The organism is Clostridium sp. (assembly GCF_017888565.1).
In the GTDB taxonomy this organism is placed as follows: Bacteria; Bacillota; Clostridia; order Clostridiales; family Clostridiaceae; genus Clostridium.
Genome location: NZ_JAGHFX010000046.1, coordinates 11699 through 29833 on the forward strand (window position 1 = coordinate 11699; position 18135 = coordinate 29833).

The 18135-nt window shown below is 28.8% G+C and carries 18 protein-coding genes; 16 read left to right on the forward strand and 2 right to left on the reverse strand.

Going from position 1 to position 18135, the window contains the following annotated elements; genetic code table 11:
* Positions 1–118: 118 nt before the first annotated feature.
* The gene (locus J7M87_RS08550; RefSeq protein ID WP_291650604.1) at positions 119–997 is read right to left on the reverse strand and encodes an aldose 1-epimerase family protein; all 879 of its coding nucleotides are present in this window, start codon (positions 995–997) and stop codon (positions 119–121) included.
* A 206-nt stretch (positions 998–1203) separates the two neighbouring features.
* Between J7M87_RS08550 and J7M87_RS08555 the strand changes: the two genes are divergently transcribed.
* Together J7M87_RS08555 and J7M87_RS08560 are read left to right on the forward strand one after the other, a co-directional pair.
* Positions 1204–2046 carry a YihY/virulence factor BrkB family protein gene (locus J7M87_RS08555; protein ID WP_291650606.1) on the forward strand — a complete coding sequence of 281 codons (843 nt, stop codon included), beginning with the start codon at positions 1204–1206 and terminating at the stop codon, positions 2044–2046.
* 144 nt (positions 2047–2190) lie between these two features.
* The gene (locus tag J7M87_RS08560; RefSeq protein ID WP_291650608.1) at positions 2191–2562 is read left to right on the forward strand and encodes a single-stranded DNA-binding protein; all 372 of its coding nucleotides are present in this window, start codon (positions 2191–2193) and stop codon (positions 2560–2562) included.
* 94 nt (positions 2563–2656) lie between these two features.
* On the opposite strand, the gene J7M87_RS08565 is transcribed toward J7M87_RS08560, so the two are convergent.
* A complete protein-coding gene (locus J7M87_RS08565; protein WP_291650610.1) occupies positions 2657–5290 on the reverse strand; it encodes an FAD-dependent oxidoreductase in 2634 nt (877 codons plus the stop codon).
* A gap of 475 nt (positions 5291–5765) precedes the next feature.
* On the opposite strand from J7M87_RS08565, the gene J7M87_RS08570 reads away from it, so the two are divergent.
* From J7M87_RS08570 to J7M87_RS08635, 14 genes are all read left to right on the forward strand, one after another.
* Positions 5766–6071 carry a DUF6514 family protein gene (locus tag J7M87_RS08570; RefSeq protein ID WP_291650611.1) on the forward strand — a complete coding sequence of 102 codons (306 nt, stop codon included), beginning with the start codon at positions 5766–5768 and terminating at the stop codon, positions 6069–6071.
* Between the two features lie 68 nt (positions 6072–6139).
* Positions 6140–6508: a holo-ACP synthase gene (gene acpS, locus J7M87_RS08575; RefSeq protein WP_291650613.1), complete on the forward strand. Its 369-nt coding sequence runs from the start codon at positions 6140–6142 to the stop codon at positions 6506–6508.
* On the forward strand, positions 6508–8004 hold the full coding sequence (locus J7M87_RS08580; protein WP_291650615.1) for an NAD(P)H-hydrate dehydratase: 1497 nt from the start codon (positions 6508–6510) through the stop codon (positions 8002–8004). Before acpS ends, J7M87_RS08580 begins: the two co-directional genes overlap by 1 nt.
* 73 nt (positions 8005–8077) lie before the next feature.
* The gene (locus tag J7M87_RS08585; RefSeq protein WP_291650617.1) at positions 8078–8689 is read left to right on the forward strand and encodes a germination lipoprotein GerS-related protein; all 612 of its coding nucleotides are present in this window, start codon (positions 8078–8080) and stop codon (positions 8687–8689) included.
* 332 nt (positions 8690–9021) lie between these two features.
* Positions 9022–9264: a hypothetical protein gene (locus tag J7M87_RS08590; protein WP_291650619.1), complete on the forward strand. Its 243-nt coding sequence runs from the start codon at positions 9022–9024 to the stop codon at positions 9262–9264.
* Between the two features lie 8 nt (positions 9265–9272).
* The gene (locus J7M87_RS08595) at positions 9273–9626 is read left to right on the forward strand and encodes a type II toxin-antitoxin system PemK/MazF family toxin (protein ID WP_035284811.1); all 354 of its coding nucleotides are present in this window, start codon (positions 9273–9275) and stop codon (positions 9624–9626) included.
* Between the two features lie 260 nt (positions 9627–9886).
* On the forward strand, positions 9887–10711 hold the full coding sequence (locus J7M87_RS08600) for a transketolase (RefSeq protein WP_291650621.1): 825 nt from the start codon (positions 9887–9889) through the stop codon (positions 10709–10711).
* Positions 10711–11655 carry a transketolase family protein gene (locus J7M87_RS08605; RefSeq protein ID WP_291650623.1) on the forward strand — a complete coding sequence of 315 codons (945 nt, stop codon included), beginning with the start codon at positions 10711–10713 and terminating at the stop codon, positions 11653–11655. The genes J7M87_RS08600 and J7M87_RS08605 overlap by 1 nt, the downstream gene beginning before the upstream one ends.
* A 236-nt stretch (positions 11656–11891) precedes the next feature.
* Positions 11892–12737 carry a YitT family protein gene (locus tag J7M87_RS08610; RefSeq protein ID WP_291650625.1) on the forward strand — a complete coding sequence of 282 codons (846 nt, stop codon included), beginning with the start codon at positions 11892–11894 and terminating at the stop codon, positions 12735–12737.
* 45 nt (positions 12738–12782) lie between these two features.
* Positions 12783–13619 (forward strand): YitT family protein, encoded by an 837-nt coding sequence (locus J7M87_RS08615; RefSeq protein ID WP_291650627.1) that lies wholly within the window; start codon positions 12783–12785, stop codon positions 13617–13619.
* Positions 13620–13771: 152 nt separating this feature from the next.
* Positions 13772–14458 carry a cell division ATP-binding protein FtsE gene (gene ftsE, locus J7M87_RS08620; protein WP_291650629.1) on the forward strand — a complete coding sequence of 229 codons (687 nt, stop codon included), beginning with the start codon at positions 13772–13774 and terminating at the stop codon, positions 14456–14458.
* Positions 14448–15338 (forward strand): permease-like cell division protein FtsX, encoded by an 891-nt coding sequence (gene ftsX, locus J7M87_RS08625; protein WP_291650631.1) that lies wholly within the window; start codon positions 14448–14450, stop codon positions 15336–15338. The genes ftsE and ftsX overlap by 11 nt, the downstream gene beginning before the upstream one ends.
* Before the next feature lie 137 nt (positions 15339–15475).
* Positions 15476–16735 carry a S41 family peptidase gene (locus tag J7M87_RS08630; RefSeq protein ID WP_291650633.1) on the forward strand — a complete coding sequence of 420 codons (1260 nt, stop codon included), beginning with the start codon at positions 15476–15478 and terminating at the stop codon, positions 16733–16735.
* Positions 16736–16746: 11 nt separating this feature from the next.
* Complete coding sequence (locus J7M87_RS08635) at positions 16747–18015, forward strand: PDZ domain-containing protein (RefSeq protein WP_291650635.1); 1269 nt, start codon at positions 16747–16749, stop codon at positions 18013–18015.
* Positions 18016–18135 lie beyond the last annotated feature (120 nt).

Consider the following 18135-nt stretch of genomic DNA (forward strand, 5'->3'; position numbering starts at 1 on the left):
TCGAGTATTAAGTTTATACATGATATCGATATTTTAGATTTAAAATAAATTAATGTAATTTTAGGATCATAAATTAAAATGTGATTTATAAATAGAAAAGCCTGTAGTTAGCTAAAGATTAATCTATATATAAGTCGTAGCTAGCATTAAATGATTCCCCAACACTAAGTTTTTGAATTCCTTCTTTATCTTTAAATTCTCCATTAAAATTATAAAAATCCGCGTGTCCATACCAAGGCTCGATACAAACAAAAGGTGCTCCTGTTGGTTTAGTCCATATAGCTAAATAAGGGAATCCTGAAAAGTCCATAGATAAACTCTTATTATGATTTTTAGATTTTAAGCTTATTATATTTGATTCTAAATCACCAAAAACTATAGCATCATCTTTAAATAAATCTAAAGATAAGTTTATAATATTTTCATTATTAAAAAATGGTTTTTTAGTACCTGTGAAATTTCCTAAATTACTATTAAGCTCCATTATCCCACAAGTTTCCTTCTTGTTAAATTCAAAGTAATAATCTTCAAATTTTTCTCCTTCTATTAATGGGCACATAAATGCGGGATGGCCACCAATTGAGAAGTAGATATCTTTATCATCAAGATTTGTAACATTATAACCAACTTTAACTCCATTATCTAAAAGTTCATATGAAAGTTTTAAAGAAAATTTATACGGATATACTTTTAATGTATCTTCAGACCATAAAAGCTCAAAGATTATATGATTATCATCTTTTTCAACCATATTAAACTCTCTAGTTCTTGCTAAGCCGTGTTGTGGTAATTCATATTCTTTATTATCAACAATATATTTACCGTTATTAACTTTTCCAACTATAGGGAATAAGATTGGAGAATGATATTTCCAGTACTCTTCATTTCCATTCCATAAATATTCAATTGAATCCTTTTTACTGAACAAGTTATTAAGTTCTCCACCAAAGGTATCAGCAGAGATTTTTATGTTTTCATTTTCTAAAGTATAATTCATCATAAGCACCCTTTCCATTATATAGTTTACATAGAAATTATACTATATTGGAGGTTTTTTAGAAAGAAATAGATAGCTTTGCTTATATATTTTAAAGTATTGTAGTATTATATATAAAGTAACAGTAAAATAAGATAGATATTAATATATTTATTATATTTGATATATAATATAAAAGATTAAATAATAAATAATGTGGTGATTTAATGAGTAAGGTTAAGAATGAGAATAAGAGGTCTGTAATGGATAGTATAGTATATTTCATTGTAAAGATTAACAATGATGATATATTTGCTTTAGGAGCTCAACTTGCATATTATTTGATATTAGCTTTTTTCCCATTTTTAATATTTTTATTAACATTAGTAGGATTTAGTAGATTAAATTCAGCAGATATTTTAGATGGATTAAGGGCTATATTGCCCAATAATGTTTTTACTTTGGTAGATACTACAGTAGTTGAAATAGTAGATACTCAAAATGCAGGTTTATTAGGAGCTTCTATTGCTCTTTCTATGTGGTCTGCATCTTCAGGATTCAGAGCTGTAATAAAGGGTGTTAACAAGGCTTATGATATTAGAGAACATAGATCCTTTATAAAAAGAGCATTTATAGCAATATTTTTTACATTAGCTTTAGCGTTAATAATAATGCTAACTTTAGCTATGTTAGTATTTGGTGAAGTAATAGGTAAATATTTAATATCAATATTGCCATTTCACAATATAATAAGGAATATATGGAATATAAGTAGGTATATAGTAGTAGTACTTGCGATGATTTGGATATTTGCATGTATATATAGATATACTCCAGCTAGAAAAATTCCTTGGAAAGAGGTTTTTCCAGGTGCTATTGCAAGTACTTTAGGATGGATAGTAGTTTCATTAGCATTTTCATATTATATTAACAATATAGCTAATTATTCTAGGTTATATGGAAGTGTAGGGGCAGTATTTATATTAATGACTTGGCTCTATATTACATCAATGATATTAATTTTAGGAGCAGAAATAAATTCGGTTTTATCAATAAGAAAAAGAACGTAATTTTAAAGGTTAAGAAACTTAATGTTTATTAACCTTTAAATATATAATAAAAAGTTTATTAAAAATATACAATACTTTGTTTGTTTTTGTATAGAAAAACACTAACTGGATATAATCAAAGAAGAAATATTCAGGAGGTGCAAAATGAATAAAATAGTATTATTAGGAAAATTAATAAAGGACCCTGAACTTAGGACACTAGAAGGAAGCGACAAAGTATTCACTAGATTTATAATTGCAGTAGATAGAAATTTTAAAGCTCAAGATGGAACAAGGAAATCAGATTTAATTCCAGTTACAGTTTGGGGTAGAAAAGCAGAGGTAGTATGTCAATATATGAGGAAAGGAAGTTATATAAGTTTAAGTGGAAGATTAAGAACAGGAAGCTATGAAGATAAGGACGGAAATAAAAAATATATAGCTGAAGTTGTAGCAGAAGATTTTAAATTCGTAGGAAATAGAAAGGTTGATAAAGAGTTAGAACAAGAAGAAAACTTAGATAATTTTGCAAATTAAAGCTTAAAATATAAATTTAAATAAATAGTGTAAGAGGGTAAGCAATAACTGATTGCTTACCCTCTTACATTTAAAAAGTTTTGAAAATTAATGTTTAAATTGTACCTTTGCTTAATACAGTTGCTTTATCTTCTCCATTTTGAATTCCGTTAATGATTTTAACAGAAGATGATATATCGCCAATTAGTATTCCACCTACAAGTTTATTATTAGCAAAGAATAGTTTTGAATATTTATTATTTATATTATCAACATAGCCTATTCTTTCTAAAGTAGGATCATCAAAGTTTATAGTTCCTGCAGAGAATACTTGTGTGTTCATTGCTGCAAATACTGTTGATGAAACAAATTTCTCGAATTTAATGTTATCGCCTGTAGAATTAGCACCAGCAACTTTTCCCATTTCTATTGCAGCTGGCCAGTTTCCATAATAAACTCCATCTAGTTCGGCAACATCACCACATGCATAAATATCTTTTACGGTTGTTTGCATAAATTGGTTAACAATAACTCCTCTATTGCATTCAATTCCTAGAGGTTGAGCTAAGAATATATTAGATCTAACTCCAACTGAATATATAATAGTATCTACATCAATTACTTTGCCAGTCTTTAAATGAATTGATTTAACTCCATTTTCATCTGCATTTATAAAATCAACAGCTTCTCCTAATAGTACGTTAACAGGAGTTTTATTTACTAAGCTTTCAAACAATTTAGATCCATCTGTATCTAATTGACGAGGAAGCATTCTTTCTGCTAGTTCAACAACTGTAACGTTTATATTACGTTTTTGAATCTCCCAAGCTGCTTCTAATCCTAATAACCCACCACCAATAATAACAACATGTTTTGAGTTTGGTAATTCGTTTTTAAGAGTCTCTACGTCAGAAAGTTTTTTAATTGTATGAATACCCTTAACAGTATTATAAGTCCAAGAATTTATCTCTACTTCTGAATCACTTAATTTAACTTTAGTTGGAGGAACAAAGTTGTAACTACCATTTGCTAAAATTAGCTTGTCATAACGAATTCCTTGTTTATTATCTAATTTTATTGTTTTTGTTTCTTTATCTATGCTATTTACATTAGCTCCAAGAATTTCAATTATATTATTTTCTTTATACCAATTTGATTTTGCAAGATAGAAAGTATCATCAATTTCTTCAGTTATTAAATCAGAAAGTTGAGTTCTAACATATGAATGTTCTGGCTCATTTGATATAAGCTTAATAATAGCACTTTCATTTCTTTCTTTTATAGCTTTTGCAGCATAGAATCCTGCGGCACCATTACCTATGATTACATAGGTCTCTTCCTTATCAATTGAGTAATTTGTCTCTTCTCTCTTAATTTCGATAAACTGGTCACTTCCAGCTCCACATACAGGACAAATTTCAGGAACCGCTTCAGATTCAAAAATTTCTCCGCAAATCACACATTTCCATAGTTTTAAGCCACCGTTTGTAGGTATTTCTTCTATTGTTGGTTTAGATTTTGTCATAGGCGTAAATTTCTTTTTACCTACAATAATTTCTCCAAATCCTACTCCGAATTCATAAGCCTCTTTTAATTCATCATCAGATGGCTTGAAGTTTATTTTTAGACTAGGTCCATAAAGTTTCATATTTAATTCTTTAAATCTTGCTTCCATTCTAGGGATAGCTTCACCACTCCAGCCGTATGATCCAAATGCAGCAGCTAACTTTCCACCGTGAACAACTGGATTTAACTTTGAAAGTATATCACGAATTGGCTCGAGTAATTCACCAACTATAGTAGGTGAACCGCATAATAATCCATCAGATTCTCCTATGCTATTAACTACATCACCTATTTCATGATGTATAACATTAAATAATCTAACCTCAATATTTCCAGAAGCTTCTATACCTCTAGCTATTTCCTTAGCGAGTGTTTCAGTATATCCGTATGCTGATACATAAGGAATTGTAACGATTTTCTTTCCATCTTCAGCTGGGCTTGAGGGAGTACTCCACTCTCTATAAGTTTCAACTATTTTCATAGGTTCTTCCACTAGAACTGGACCATGTCCTGGTAAAATCATATCAATTTCTAAATTTTCAATCTTCTTAATGGCTTTTAATACATATGGCTTATATGGTCCAAAAATACAATCAAAGTAGTATTTTAGTGCTTCCATATAATGCTCTTCATTTTCAACTTTACTATTTATTATTGCTTCAGATGAATAGTGAGATCCGAATGAATCACAAGTTATTAAAATTTCATCTTCAGGTACATAAGTATAGATTGAATCTGGCCAATGTAAGAATGGAGCCGAAATAAATTGTAATGTTTTATTTCCTAAGCTTAATGTATCTCCATCTCCAACAGTTATAGATTCAAAATCTCTATTTGCAATTTTTTTCATAAATTTAATTGCAGGGGCAGAACCCACTACTTTAGCTTTTGGTGAAATTTCTAACAACTTAGCAACTGATCCAGCATGATCAGGCTCCGTATGATCAACAACGATATAGTCAATATTAGAAATATCTATATCTAAATCTTTTAATCTTTCTATATATTCATCAAAAAATTCAACCTTAACAGTTTCAAATACAGCAGTTTTCTCGCTTCCTTTAACTACATATGAATTATAGCTTGTTCCATAAGGTGTGTACATAATAATATCAAAAATTCTTAAATTTGGGTCAAGAGCTCCAACCCAATGTATATCTTTTTTTAGCTCTAAAGATTTCATAAATCGACACCTGCCTTAAAATTAATATTATATAATAATAATTATCATAAAGTTATTATATGTCTAATTATTAACAATATCAATAACTATTTAAAATATTTATTATAAACTTGAATTTTATATTCTTAATTTAAATAAAATATTTTTTATATTTGAAAATTATAATTAAATATAGTTTAACAATAATAAGCTAATATTATTACTAAATCATCAATATAACTATAAATTAGATAAACCTAATAATGGAAAAACACTTAAATCGACAAATAAATTATACGTATTTTTAATATAAATTTAATTTAATTTAATAACAGATATTTAATATAAATCTATAAAGAAAATATTGTAAAAAAATAGAGGAATATTTTACATATAATATAAACAATGTTTGACATTGTTTGTATATTATCTGTGATATGTTTTTAATGTAATAGTTAATAAATCAATTAACAGCCAATAAAGGGGGGGGAATAAAATGTATATTGTTGATAGCTTGTATAATGTTACAAAAAATGAAGAAAGAGAAAGTAGATATTCTTATAGGATGATAAGTGAGGATTTCTATGGTGGACAAGCTTTTGGGATAGAGGCAGAAAGGCAAGATCTAATAGAAGGAAATGTAATAAGTATAGAGAGGGATGAAATCAGAAAGATTTCAAATATAGAAGAAAAAGTTAAAGATCTTCTTAGTTTGATACATGATAATCAAGTATCTCCAATACACCTTGTTGACATATTAGGAGAATATGTTGATGAATATGTATCAGATTTTAATTTATAATTTTAAAGTATGGGTAAAATCATATAAAATCCAATATTTATAGTAAAATATATTTAGAGGTGATTTTTATGATAATTGGAATAGGAACGGACATAATTGAAATAAATAGAATAGAAAAAGCTGTGGAAAAAACAAATGGGTTTATGGATAAGGTATTTACAAATAACGAAATAGAAATGTTTAAAGAGAGAAACATGAGGGTTGAAGTGATTGCGGGAAATTTTGCAGCTAAAGAAGCAATAAGCAAATCATTTGGTACAGGTATAAGGGGATTCTCATTAAGAGAAATAGAGGTATTAAGAGATGAACTAGGAAAACCAATAGTATTTTTAAGTGATAATATAGATAGATTAATAGGGAAATCATATAAATTGAATTTATCAATATCACATAATAACACATCAGCAATAGCATTTGCTATTTTGGAGGAATCATAATGTATATAATGTCAACAAATAACTGTAAAAAAGTAGATAAATATACTATAGATGAGATTGGAATACCAAGCATTGTTCTAATGGAGAATGCAGCAAATGAATTAGTAAATAAAGTAGTCAAATTAGGGGATAAATTTATTATTTTTTGTGGTAATGGAAATAATGGTGGGGATGGATTAGCTATTGCAAGAAAATTAATTTTAAAAGAAAAGGATGTTTATATAGTTATTATAAATCGAAAGGATAAGCATTCTAGGGATTTTTCTATTAATCTAAATATATTAAAAAAAATTACTACTAACATTGCTTATATAAACACTGATGAAGATATTAAAGGTTTAATACCTATATTTAGTAATTATAATATTGCAATAGATTGCATTTTTGGCGTGGGATTAAATAGAAAATTAGATTCTTTTTATATAAAATTAATTAATACTATTAATGAATGCGCTGATATTAAAATAAGTGTTGATGTTCCATCGGGGTTAAATGCAGATAGTGGAGAGATAATGGGAGCATCTATAGAAGCAGACATAACTTATACATTTGAAGTTATGAAAAGGGGATTTATTGAATATAAAGCATTAAGTTATTTAGGGGAACTTAATGTTTTAAATATAGGGATTCCAGAGTATGCTAAGAAAGTTAATTCGGAAAATATATTTGTCTTAGATAGGAATCAATATGCAAAATTATTAAAGAAGAGAAGTTTATATGGTCATAAAGGAAAGTACGGAAAAGTTGCAATTTTAGCAGGTAGCAAAGGATATACTGGAGCAGCATATATAGCTACTGAAGCATGTGTTAAATCGGGGGCTGGTTTAACAACTTTAGTGTCTTCGAAATATGTACAAGATAAATTAAGTTGTAGATTAGTTGAAGCGATGACTTTAGATATAGAGGAGTGTGATAAGGTAAAAAAATTATTGAGTGATTCAGATGTAATTGCAATGGGCCCTGGCATGACAGAAGAAAAATTATATAAAGATATATTAAGTGATATAGGGAGTTATGGAGATAAATTTTTCGTAGTTGATGCAGGTGCACTTCAATTAATAGCAAGAGATAAGATTATAATGAATGCTTTAAAGGGAAAAGCGATATTTACACCACATCCAGGAGAAATGGCAAGGCTTATAGGTAAAACTATATCATTTGTTGAAGAAAATAGAATCGAAATCGCTAAGAGATATGCAAAAGAAAATGAGGTTATAGTAGTATTAAAGGGATATAATACTATAATTACAAATGGTTATGATGTTTACATAAATAATTCAGGTAATAGTAAAATGGCTTCAGGAGGCATGGGGGACTGCCTAACTGGAATTATTTCAGCGTTAATAGGGCAGAGTCACTCACTTATAAATTCAGCCTTACTTGGCACATATATACATGGATTAGCAGGAGAATTTGCATCCCATGAAAAATATTGTACAGTAGCATCCGAAGTTATAGAAAATATATCTAAAGTTATGAATTATATAGCTACTTAAAGATTAAAGTATGAATAAAATCTGATTAAAGCTAATATTAGTAATTATAAATAGTTAAGCTTTAGGAGGATTTATGAAAAAGAAATTATTACTAATACTTATGGTATGTATACCTTTTATATCAATTATTTTAATAATATTATTTAGGGCTACAGCAGAGCCAACTAACGAGGAAATAATAAAATCATTAAAAGAAATAAAAAGCTATACTACAAAAGTAGAATATATAATAAAAAATACGAGGGGAGAAGAAAGGGAAGAAACTACACAATATTACTCAAAAGATATTGGTGGAAGAATTGATTTTGGGGAAGATAGATCAAAAATATATAAAGATAATAAAGTAATAGTGAAAGATGGTATTTCAAATAAAGAATATACTATGGAAGAGGATATGGATGAGATACATTCATTAGCCTTCTTAAATAAATTATTATCATATCCTATTGATGAAAATGGATTTAAAGAAGGACAAGAAGAGTGGGGAGATACAGCATATATAGAGTTTACATGTGAAATATTTTTAAAAAATGATCATCTAGATAAAGTCAAAATTTTTATTGATAAAGAAGAAAAAACTCCAATAGGAGCTATCATTTATGATAAAGATGGAAAAGACAGAGTAAGGATTGTATATAGGGATTTTGAAAAATTAAAGCAATTAGATAGCGGATTGCTAGAATAAGTAAAATAAAAATAACCAGTTCAATATTTAAGTTTGATATTAGTACACGATAAGAAGTTAAAGAAAATGGAGTACATAAGTATAAACAATAGTCTTCACATTAAGAAAAAATAAAAAGCCAGGTAGGTAAAAATCAAGCAAATATGAAAAGTCAAAAGAATAATAAATATCATTAAATTGTATTATTTTTCTTTTAATAAATTATATAAAAATACAAAAAAATATAAAAATAGAAAATTAATCAAGAAAAGTGAAACATAAGTTTTGACAAAGTGACATAATTTGCAATATAATTTATTCATACATAGATTTTTACTACCTGGAGGCAAATTATGTCTAAAAATGTTAAAAAACTACATTTTATAAAAAATACAATTAAAATTAAAAAAAATAGTCAATTTATTGAGTGTGATTTAATAGAATATAATGAAAATCAATTTAATATGGAATTTTTAAAATTAATGAAAGCTGGCTATGAAGAAATGGCAAAAATTAATTTGGAGCTTTCACAACTTCCTTTCGAGTGCGAATGTGCAGATATTAATGAATATGAGAACTGGCTTTGCGGAGTGTGATATTTCTAATGACGACTATGGTAGTAAAAAGAGGGGATATTTTTTATGCAGATTTAAGTCCTGTTATAGGTTCAGAGCAAGGTGGAATTAGACCAGTTATAATAATTCAAAATGATATAGGTAATAAATATAGCCCAACAGTTATAGTAGCGGCTATAACATCTCAGATTAATAAGGCAAAGTTACCGACTCATGTTGAAATTTCTTCAGAAGAATATGGATTAAATAGAGATTCTGTTGTTTTATTAGAGCAGGTAAGGACTTTGGATAAAAAAAGACTAAAAGAAAAAATAGGGCATATGACAGATGCCGATATGAAAAAAGTTAATAAAGCTTTATTAATTAGTTTAAATCTTGCATAAAGTTTTATTTATATAAAAGAGTATATTAAATACTTAAGAAACCCATATTGGGTTTCTTTTATTTATATAGAAAATGATAGAATTTAGAGAAAAGTGATATACTATTTTTAAATAGAATATCACTTTTATTAAAAAATAGGTTATTTTATGAAAAAATAAACAAATAGTATATACAGAATAAAAATGTTATGCTAAAATAATTTTAGAAAATATAGCACAATATAGTTACAGGTAAATTAAAATCTTAGGAGGATAAAAAAATGATTAAAAATGTTGAAGAATTAAGGTCATTAGCTAAAACTGTACGTGGAGATATAGTTTCAATGTTGACAGAATCATGTTCAGGACATCCAGGTGGTTCATTATCAGCGGCAGATATATTAACTACATTATTTTTTGGAGAGATGAACATAGATCCGGAAAATCCTAAGGATGCAGATAGAGATAGATTTGTTTTATCTAAGGGTCATGCAGCTCCTGTTTTATATAGTGTATTGGCGAGAAAAGGATATTTCCCTGTTGAGGAGTTAAATACTTTAAGAAAGATTGGATCAAGATTACAAGGACACCCAAGTATGAAATGCTTACCTGGAATAGATATGTCTACTGGATCATTAGGTCAAGGTATTTCAGTAGCTGTAGGAATGTCTTTAGCAGGTAAAATAGATAATAAAAATTATAGAGTTTATGCACTTTTAGGTGATGGAGAACTTGAAGAAGGTCAAGTTTGGGAAGCAGCAATGTCAGCAGCCCATTATAAATTAGATAATTTAACTGCGTTTATTGACTTTAATGGATTACAAATAGATGGAGATATAACAAAAGTTATGAATCCTTCACCAATAGATAAAAAGTTCGAGGCCTTTGGTTGGAATGTTTTGGTGATAAATGGTCATGACATAGATGAAATACTAAATGCAATAGAAAAAGCTAAAAATTGCAAAGAAAAACCAACAGTTGTTATATGTAATACAATAAAAGGAAAGGGTGTTTCATTCATGGAAAATCAAGCGGCGTGGCATGGAACAGCACCAAACAAGGAACAATGTAAGCAAGCATTAGCAGAAATTGGAGGTAACAATTAATGAATAAGAAGATTGCCACAAGAGAAGCTTATGGAAAAGCATTAGCTTCATTAGCAAATGTAAATGAAAATATAGTAGTTTTAGATGCTGATCTTTCAAAATCTACAAAGACTGCAGATTTTAAAGCTGTTTGTGAAGAAAGATTTTTTAATATGGGAATAGCAGAAGGAAATATGATGGGTGTTGCAGCAGGTTTATCTACTTGTGGTAAAATACCATATGTAAGTACTTTTGCAATGTTTGCGGCAGGAAGAGCATTTGAGCAAATTAGAAACTCTATTTGTTATCCAAAGTTAAATGTTAAAATATGTGCAACTCATGCGGGTCTAACAGTAGGAGAAGATGGGGCCTCTCATCAAGCTATAGAGGATTTAGCTTTAATGAGAAGTATTCCTAACATGACTGTAATATGTCCAGCTGATGCTGTGGAAACTGAAGCGGCTATAAAGGCTATTGCAGAATATAATGGTCCTTGTTATGTAAGACTTGGAAGAGCAGCAGTAAATGTTATAAATGATGAAAAAACTTATGAATTTAAAATAGGAAAAGGTGTAACATTAACTGAAGGCAATGATGTAACGATAGTTGCTACGGGAATAATGGTAGATGTTGCATTAGAAGCAAAAGAAGAATTGGAAAAACAAGGGGTTAATGCGAGGGTATTAAATATTCATACGTTAAAACCTATAGATAAAGAAATATTAGTTAAAGCTGCAAAAGAAACAGGAGCTATAGTTACTGTTGAAGAACATAATATAATTGGTGGACTTGGTTCAGCGGTATCAGAAGTAATAACAGAAGAAATTCCAGTACCTGTATTGAAGGTTGGAGTAAATGATGTGTTCGGAGAAAGTGGATTACCAAACCAATTATTAGAGAAATATGGATTAACAACAACTAATGTTGTAGAGAAGGCTAAAAAAGCAATTTCTTTAAAAAAATAATAAGTTTACTATAATAATTTAAAATAAATCACCAAAATAGCTATATTTACCACTAAAGCTGTAGAAAATATCTACAGCTTTTTATTTTTAAATTTTAAATTACAATTAACCAAATTAGTAATATAATAGTAAATGAAGTTTATTTAATTATTCTAAAAAATATTAATATAAGATTTGGATAGAAAATAATAAAATGAGGAAAAATAATAGAAATTCTCTAAGAAAGGGGGATATATATGAATTATAAAATAAAGGAATATATATTAATACTGCTGGGGGTATTTTTAGTTGCACTGTCTTTAGAATATTTCTTTATACCTAATAATATTGCCGCAGGGGGATTAACAGGTCTTGCAATAGTAATAAATTATTATATACCAGCTATATCAACAGGACCTTTAGTATTTATTATGGATTTGGTATTGTTTGTTGTTGGTTTTATTTTTCTTGGAAAAAATTTCGGAGTAAAGACTATAGTTTCAAGTTTTAGTTTAGCAGGAATGATGACTTTTATTGAAAAGTTTTTAAATCCACAAGCTATAACAAATGATTTAATGTTAGCTTCAATATTTGGAACTTTAATTACTGCAGTGGGAATGGCCATAGTATTTAACGCAAATGCATCAACCGGGGGCACAGACACAATAGCAAAAATATTAAATAAATTTTTTCATATTGATATAGGTAAGTCTTTATTAGCTGTAGATTTTATAGTAACCTTATTAGGGGCTATTACTTTTGGTATAAACATAGGGTTGTATGGGCTGCTTTCAGTAATAATTAACGGAATTGCTATAGATAAGGTAATAGAAGGATTCCATGCATGTAAAGAAGTAACGATTATTAGTAGTAAACATAATGATATTGCAAAATTTATAATGAATGACTTAGAAAGAGGATGCACATATTTAAAGGGCGTTGGTGGTTTTACAGGAAAAGATACTTATATTTTATATGCAGTCTTAGGCAGAAGTGAATTTATAAAATTAAAGCAATATATAGGAAAAATAGATGAAAAAGCATTTATAACAGTTGGTGAAGTCCATGAGGTTATGGGAGAAGGTTTTAAAAACATACAATAATAGTTAAGGATGGGACTATTTATTAGGAGGAGAATAAAAGGACATATGAAGAAGTTAAAAGAATATATTTTATCTACAATAGGAGTAGCAATAGTTGCCTTCGGACTAGAATATTTTTTCTTTCCACTTGATATAGCAGCAGGTGGAGTTTCAGGATTAGCTCTAGCTATAAATCAATTAATAGATATTAATCCAAGTATATTAGTTTTTGTATTTAATTTCATATTATTTGCTCTTGCATTTTTCTTAATTGGTGGATCTTTTGGAGCAAAGAGTATATATGCTACAGTAATGATGTCAGTAATAATGTGGGTTTTTGAATCATTTTTTGAACCAAAAGCAATCACAGATAATTTAGTTTTAGCTTGTGTATTTGGGTCAGCTGTATTAGCTTTAGGTACAGCAATCACGTTTTATCAAGATGCTTCAACAGGTGGAACGAGCATAATTGCTAAAATTATTAACAAATATTTTCACGTACCAATAGGTCAAGGATTATTATTAGCTGATTGTACAGTAACTTTATTAGCTATTTACTCATTTGGTGTAGAAAAAGGATTATTTGGACTTTTAAGTGCAACCCTAATAGGAATATTAGTTGATAAGTTTATTGCAGGAATAAATCCTGTTAAGCAAGTATTTATAGTTACAAATAAAGAAAGATTAGTCGTAGACTTTATAAATAATGATATTAATAGAGGGTGTACAATATTAACAGGAAAAGGTGGATATACAAAAGAAAACATGACAGTAGTATATACCGTATTAACATCGAAACAATTTATAACTCTAAAGCAATTTATAAAAAATAATAACCCAGAGGCGTTCTTAACGGTAAGTGAATCTACAGAGGCCCTAGGTAAAGGCTTTGCAGATTATTAAGAAATAATGAAAATTTTGAAGAAAACTGAATAATTATAGATTTTCTTAGTTGTAAAAGCATAAAAAAAGTTTTTCCTTAGACTTTGTTATGCTATAATAACGCTATAGGTTTAACAACTTAAAAAAAATACGCTGATGCGAGGTGTTGTGAAATGATAGAATTTAAGAATGTATCTAAGCTGTATGATAATAATGTTAAGGCTTTAGCAGATGTAAATATAAATATAGAGTCAGGTGAATTTGTATTTTTAGTTGGACCTTCAGGAGCAGGGAAATCGACTTTTATTAAGATGTTAATTAAAGAAACTGAGCCAACAGTTGGAGACATAACAGTTACAGGGAAAAAACTTTCAACAATAACAAGAAGGCAAATACCTTATTATAGAAGAAAGATAGGTATGGTTTTTCAGGATTTTAGACTAATACCTACATTAAATGTATATGAAAATGTTGCTTTTGCAATGAGAGTAGTAGAAGCTTCTCAGAAGGAAATTAGAAAGAGAGTTCCTATGGTATTATCTTTGGTTGGACTTTCTCATAAGTACAAGATGTTCCCAAATGAATTATCGGGAGGAGAGCAACAAAGAGTTGCACTAGCAAGAGCAATAGTTAATAATCCATCAGTTTTAATATGTGATGAACCAACTGGTAATCTAGATCCGGAAACAGCTAAGGAAATAATGGATCTATTAGAGGATATAAACAGAGCAGGTACAACCATATTAATGGCGACTCATGCTAAGGATATAGTTGACAATATGAAGAAGAGAGTTATTGCTATAGAAAAAGGATGTATAGCAAGAGATACTAAGAGGGGGATGTACGAAAATGAAGATTAATACATTAAAGTACTTTTTTATAGACGCTTTAAAAAGTCTTAAAAGAAACAGAACATTAAGTATAGCAGCAATGATTACTGTACTAATAACATTCTTTATATTTGGTACATTTACTTTATTAGGTTTAAACTTTAATAAGGCAATAGAAGATGTTGCATCAAAAGTAGAAATTAAGGTTTTCTTAAAAGATGATATAAAGTTATTAGATCAAAGAGAAATAGAAATGAAATTAAATGAACAAGAAGGAGTTAAAGAAGTAATATATGAATCAAGGGAAGAAGCTTTTGTAAACTTTAAAGAAAGCTTAAAAGATAATCCAGGATTATTACAAGGATATGATTTACAAAACAATCCACTTCCAAGTTCATTTATAGTAAAATTAGAAGACCCGGAATATGCAAATGCTATTAGTAATGCTGTTAAAGAGATGAGTGGGGTAGAAAATATATCAAATCAGCAAGATATGATAAATACTATAAGTAAGTTTGTTGGTGGGGTTAGAATAGCTGGCTTAGTATTATTTGCTGTATTCACAGGGGTATCTATATTCTTAATAACTAATACAACAAAAATAACAGTATATACAAGAAGAAAAGAAGTTGGAATAATGAAATTTGTAGGAGCTACTGATTGGTTTATAAGGTGGCCATTTATAATTGAAGGAATGATAATCGGTACAGTAGGTTCATTACTTGCAAGTTTACTATTATTTGGATTATATAAATGGGCTTATGGCTACATAGTATCCAATATGTTCCTTGTTGCATTAGTTGTTCCTGGTTTTGTACTTGGAACATTAACTTGGATATTCCTTTTAGGTGGAATAATAGTTGGAGCTGTAGGAAGTATAGTTGCATTAAGAAAATTCTTAGATGTATAAAATGTCAAATAAAAAGAGAGAATAATTGATGTGTTTAAGTGGAGTTTATCTCCACTTAAAACATATTTAAAGAAATCTAGTAGTATAGATAATGTATATATAATCTAAGAGAGTTTTATGAAAGGAAGTATTAAGATATGGAGGATAACAATAGTAAAAGTAGAAGAAATAATAAATTTAAAAAACCATTAATTATAGTAGGGATAGTTATAGTATTTTTGTTTTCAAATATAATGTTTTTTTATATAGGAAATATATTTGCGTTTAATGGGTTAAGTTTAAAGAATGTAAGCGAAGATGTTGCAAAAGATTTGAATGAAATCAAAGATGTGAAGAAATATGATTTACTATTTCAAGTAAGGGATGCACTACTTGCGAAATATGATGGAGAAATAGATGATAATAGTCTTTTAGAAGCTGCAATTAAAGGAATGACACAGTCACTGAAAGATCCATACACTGTATTTATGAATTCAGAGGAATACAAATCATTTGTAGAGCAAAGTGAAGGTCATTTCGTAGGAATAGGGGCTCAGCTTGGAATTAAAGATGATAAAGTAACAGTTGTAGCGCCTATAGAAGGCTCACCAGCAGAATTAGCTGGCCTAAAAAGCGGAGATGTTATATTAAAAGTTGATGGTACAGATATAACAGAGCCTAATGTAGAAAAAACAGTATCTATGATAAAAGGTGAACAAGGAAAATCAGTAACATTAACAGTTGCTAGAGAAAACTCACAAGACCTTGATATAAAAATAGTTAGAGATGTAATTAAAGTAGTTTCAGTTAGAGGCGAAATAATAGATGGAAATATAGGATATATACAAATATCATCTTTTGATGAAGATGTAGCAAAGAACTTTAAAGAAAAGATAGTTGAACTTAAAAATCAAGGTATGAAGGGAATGATTTTGGATTTAAGAGGAAATCCAGGTGGCTTCTTGGGAGAAGCGGTTAATGTAGCTTCACAATTTATACCAAAAGGAGAAGTAGTAACTTATACTATAGATAAATATGGCAACAAACAAGAATCTCAATCTGTAGGTGGAGAAGCAGAAGGTATGCCTTTAGTAATATTAATAGATGGAGGCAGTGCTTCAGCATCAGAAGTAGTTACTGGAGCATTAAGAGATTATGGTGCTGGAACTATAGTTGGAACAAAAAGCTTTGGTAAGGGTGTAGTACAACAATTAATAGAATTTAAAGATGGAAGTGGTGGATTAAAAGTAACAACTTCAAAATATTATACTCCTAACGGAGAAAATATACACAAGATTGGAATAAAGCCTGATATTGAGGTGACAATTCCTGAAGAAATTTTATCAAAGGAATATGATAGAAGTATAGATCCGCAATTTAACAAAGCAGTAGAGGCGATGAAAGATAAGTTAAAATAGGAGGCTCACAAATGGAGTTAATACTATATACATTAAGAACAGTAGCATATGCCATAATTGAGCCCATGCACATATTCATGCTAGTAGTTTTAGGAATAATGTTCTATTTAAAGAATAAAAGAATAACAATAATGCAAAAAATGACTATTGGGGAGGGGATTAACTCCCCTTTAGAGCTTACCTTATCACAGATTTCATTAGGGATAATAGGTGGAGCTGTAGTAAGTTTAATTATGAGTAGTCTAGGAATCATATTTAATGAGAATTCTGGAATAGAAATAATGTTTATGATATCAATTTTATTACTATTTATAAAGAAGCGATTTATATGTTTTTCTTATTCAGGGGCAGTATTGGGAATAATAAGTATTATATCAGGTATTTTATCTAATATAACCAATACTGAATCATATATTAATGTAAATATATTATCACTTATGACGTTTGTTGGAATTATGCATGTAGTTGAAGGGATTCTAGTGATTTTTGATGGTGCTAGAGGAGCTATACCTGTATTTTCAAATAGGGATGATAAAATAGTAGGTGGATTTGCATATAATAGATATTGGGCTTTACCAGTAGCTATATTTATAGCTTTTTCAGGAAGTATTTCAAGTGTTACTACATCAGCTATTGATACTCCTAATTGGTGGCCAATAATAAATAGGGCAGAAACATTATTGATATTAAGTAGTGCTATAATAGGTGCGATACCTTTATATGGAGTCATAGGGTATAATTCTGTATCATTTACTAAAGATAAGATCAAAAAGCCTATTTATTCGGGAGTTGGAATATTAATTTATGGAATTTTATTAACATTGATAGCACAACTTTCGCAGTTTGGGATAGTTGGACAAATTATTGTTATAACTTTTGCACCGTTAGGACATGAAATAATGATTAAAATCCAAAAGAAAATCGAAGAAGCAGGAAAATATATTTATGTGACTGATGATGATGGAGTTTCTGTATTAGAAGTTTCACCAACTTCACCTGCATATGAAGCTGGTATAAGACGAGGAGATAAAATAATAGAAGTTAATAACGTAAAAACTGTTTCAGAAGTAGAAATATTTAAAATAGTTAGGGATAGTATTGAAGAGATTTCGGTTAAAATTAGAAGAATTTCCGGGGAAATAATCGATTTAAATATAATACCAAACAATAAAAGATTAGGATTGCTTCTCGTACCTAAAATGGTTAAAGTGGATGATGCGTTAAGTGTAGATAATGATGATTTTAAAAAAGTATTGGAGCAAATGAAGAGAAAGCGATAAGCTTTCTTTTTATTTCTATAATTATTTTTAAAGTAATAAGTAATAAATTTGAGGCTTTGAAAATGTAATTGTTTAAGCTGTTGAAATTATCAGTATAGAGTGAGAAGTAAAGAATTAAGG